General features: G+C 64.5%; 3 protein-coding genes. All 3 read right to left on the bottom strand.

Annotated features, from left to right (window positions below; all coding sequences use genetic code 11):
- Positions 1-175: 175 nt before the first annotated feature.
- On the bottom strand, positions 176-847 hold the full coding sequence (locus EN906_RS30890; RefSeq protein WP_127267296.1) for an LON peptidase substrate-binding domain-containing protein: 672 nt from the start codon (positions 845-847) through the stop codon (positions 176-178).
- Positions 848-948: 101 nt separating this feature from the next.
- Positions 949-1,950 (bottom strand): thioredoxin, encoded by a 1,002-nt coding sequence (trxA, locus tag EN906_RS30885; RefSeq protein WP_127271857.1) that lies wholly within the window; start codon positions 1,948-1,950, stop codon positions 949-951.
- Positions 1,951-2,034: 84 nt separating this feature from the next.
- Positions 2,035-2,460: prolyl-tRNA synthetase associated domain-containing protein (locus EN906_RS30880; RefSeq protein ID WP_164777490.1), on the bottom strand; the 426-nt coding region annotated here is incomplete at its 5' end.

Below are 2,460 nucleotides of genomic sequence, written 5' to 3'. Positions count from 1 at the left end.
CCATAAGATTCTCCTCCCAGCCAGTTGCGGGCCTAAGATGTGCCGAGATTCAGGTCAGGCCCAGTCGAAAATGGCTGATACCGAGAACCGGAGCGGAGCGTACTTTTCGTACGCAAGCACCGGAAGCGCAGGAAGCCACCATTTGCAGGCCGGTCTCACCTGGATATCGACACTCTTACTGCAAACTCGAGCCAAAATCCTCATTCTCGCGCGCCAGTGCCATTTCGGTGATGGCGATCAGCGTCTCCGCCCGGGTCTTCAGGTCGGCTGCTTCGAGCAGCGCCTGTTTCTCGGCCGGCCCGTAGGGCGCCATCATCGACAGCGCATTGACCAGCATGGCATTTTCGGCGCGGCTGACGCTTTCCCAGTCGGCCTCCAGATCGTTGGCCTGCAGATAGGCGCGAAACGCCTTGAGCAGCGATGGCCGGTCGATCTCGTTGTCCGCCTGATCCTCGTCGAGATCGGCAAGGAAAGGCGCGGGCTTGCACTGGCGAAACGGCGTCTTGACCGTCAATTCGTGGGCGATGCGGAACCGGCACACGCCCTGCAGCGAAATCAGGTAGCGGCCGTCGCCGCTTTCGGAGAAGGCGATGATGCGGCCGGCGCAACCGACATTGCAGAGCTCCGGCTCGCCATCGCCGCGCAAGGCGCCGTCGAGACTGGGCTGGATGACGCCGATGAGCCGCGGGCCGGCGATCGCCTCGTCCACCATCTGCAGATAGCGCGGCTCGAAGATGTTGAGCGGCATGCGACCTCCCGGCAGCAAAAGCGCACCCTCGAGCGGAAAGATCGGGATCGTCGACGGCAAATCCTTGGCGAGCCGGTAATGCGCGTTTCCCGCTTGCACCATATTCCTCCGATCGCTTCACCAGAAGCGCGTCATACCAGCTAATCTGGCGCAGTCGTCGCCGACGCCAAGCCCGTGCGGCAAAACAACCGGCAGCCGGCTCAGGAGAACAGCAGCGCCGACAATTTGCGGCGCGCCGCCAGCGTCGCCTCGTCGGTCATGCCCCAGGCCTCGAACAGCTGCAGCAATTGCGTCCTCGCGCCATCCTCGTTCCAGGCCCGGTCGGCCTTGATGATGGCCAGCAGATTGTCGGCCGCGGCCGTACGGTCGCCGTTGGCGTTTTGGATCATGGCCAGATCGAAGCGCGCCTGGTGATCTCCGGGATTTTCCGCCAGCCGGCGCTCGAACTCGGCTGGATTGCCGAGAGCCGCCGCCTGCGCCGCAACCGCCATCCTGGCGCGCAGGGCTGCCAGCGGCGGCGCATCCTTCTTGGCCTCCGGGGCTGTTGCCAAAAGCGCCTCGGCGCCTTCCGTGTCGCCGGCGTCGAACAACAGTTCGCCCAGTCCGGCGATCGCCTCGATCGTCTCCGGCGCCTGCGCCAGGATGGCGTCATAAATGTCGGCCGCGGTCTGCATGTCGCCGGCGGCGCGCGCCTCAACGGCTGCGGCCAGGGCTTCAGCCACTGGCGGCGCGCCATTGTCCTTGCCGCCGACCTTGGTGATGAATTCGTTGATCTGGCTCTCCGGGATGGCGCCCATGAAGCCATCGACCGGCTGGCCGTCCTTGAAGGCGATGACCGCCGGGATAGACTGGATGCCGAGCTGGCCGGCGATCGAGGGATGGTCGTCGATGTTCATCTTCACCAGCTTGACCCTGCCGCCGGCGGCCTTGACCGCCTTCTCCAACTGCGGCGTCAACTGCTTGCAAGGCCCGCACCAGGGCGCCCAGAAATCGACCAGCACCGGCTGCCGGCGCGATTCCTTGATGACATCGGCGGCAAAGGCAGCCGTCGTCGTGTCCTTGATCACGTCGGCGGGAGCGGCGGGCGCATCGCCAAGCGCGACTTTCGCCGGCGCCGGCGCGGCTCCACCATACTGCACCGAGGTGGTGTACTGGCCGCCATTGCCGCCAAAGGAGCCGCCGAACGGATTGTTGTCGCTCATCTCTCTACCCTTCCGTGGCGCCGCCGGCCGGCGGCCAGGCGCCCTATGCTTCAGACCATCTGACTCAAGCCATCCATGTGGCGATCACACGGAGACTTTCAAGATAGCAGCATCGTGCCCGGTTGCCTCGACGAATCTGATCAGGTCGCGCGCCGCGATCGATGTCGTCGCCTCATTGGTCAGCGGATGCCCATTGATGACCGCATGCTCCATCAAATCCTTGTCGAGCACGAGCTTGACCCTGTTTGCCGTGTCGTTGATGACGCCAAAGACCGTGACGGCGCCCGGTGTGACGCCGAGCAGCTCCATCAGCATCTCCGGCTTGCCGAAGGAAACCCGGCTGGCGGCGCCGATCACCTGGTGGATCTGCTTCAGGTCGACGACCGCGTCCTCGCCGACGGTGACCAGGAAGAAATTGTCCTTCTTGTCCTTCAGGAACAGGTTTTTCGTGTGCCCGCCGGCGATTTCGCCGCGCAGCGCCTGCGAATCGGCGACGGTATAGAGCGGCGG

It is taken from the genome of Mesorhizobium sp. M7A.F.Ca.CA.004.06.1.1, from assembly GCF_003999135.1.
Lineage (GTDB): Bacteria > Pseudomonadota > Alphaproteobacteria > Rhizobiales > Rhizobiaceae > Mesorhizobium.
The sequence above is the reverse complement of the archived record's forward strand: the minus strand, read 5'-3'. Positions and strand labels throughout refer to the sequence as shown.